1 pseudogene is annotated in these 943 nt (G+C 60.8%); it reads left to right on the forward strand.

Annotated features, from left to right (window positions below):
* Positions 1-55: 55 nt before the first annotated feature.
* Positions 56-943, forward strand: a pseudogene (locus EEB15_RS33055) (IS481 family transposase); the annotation flags it as partial.

Here is a 943-nt window from a genome sequence, read left to right on the forward strand (position 1 = left end):
CTCTACAACTACATCACCGAGGCAGAACGGAATGCCCACCAGCAGGCGTAAGGCCATTCCCGTCGATTCGCTGCTGCAACTGCGGCAGCGCCTGGATCACTTGCCGAAGAAGAGCCCGGAGCGGGCCCGTCAGGTGGCCCTTGTAGCTGAACTGTACGGCGTTTCCTCCAGTACGGTCTATCGCGCCCTGGTCCTTCTGCACAGGCCTAGGCAGCCCACCGCTCCGACCAGGGCAAGCCCCGCGTCCTGCCCCAGGCGGAACTGGAGCGCTACTGCGAACTGATTGCGGCGTTGAAGCTGCGCACCACCAACAAGCAGGGGCGGCATCTATCTACACACCACGCCATTGAGCTGCTGGAAGAGTACGGTGTAGAAACTGACCGGGGCCTCATTGTTGCCCCAAGAGGCGTACTCCACAGACCCACCGTCAACCGATATCTATCACATTGGCGATTAAGGCCTGCTCAACTGTCCCGGGAGCCAGGCGCAACTCGGTTCCAGGCTGAGCACAGCAACGATTGTTGGCAGTTCGACATGTCGCCGTCGGACCTCAAGCATATTGAGCATCCGCGGTGGATCGATCCCGCCAAGGGCGAACCCACCCTGATGCTGTTCAGCGTGGTGGATGACCGCAGCGGTGTGGCCTACCAGGAATACCACTGCGTTTATGGTGAGGATGCGGAGACGGCACTTCGTTTTCTGTTCAACTCGATGGCGCCGAAAGCGGACCCGAGTTTTCCCTTTCAGGGCCGGCCCAAGCTGATCTATCTGGACAACGGTCCGGTGGCCAAGCGTCGCGTTTTCCAGAGCGTCATGCGGGCGCTGGGCATCGAGTGGCAGACACACATCCCTGCCAGCAAGGATGGAACGCGCACCACGGCCCGCTCGAAAGGCAAGGTCGAACGTCCTTTCCGCACAGTGAAGGAAGCCCACGAGACATGCG

The organism is Ramlibacter sp. WS9, assembly GCF_003797765.1.
Classification (GTDB): Bacteria; Pseudomonadota; Gammaproteobacteria; order Burkholderiales; family Burkholderiaceae_C; genus Ramlibacter.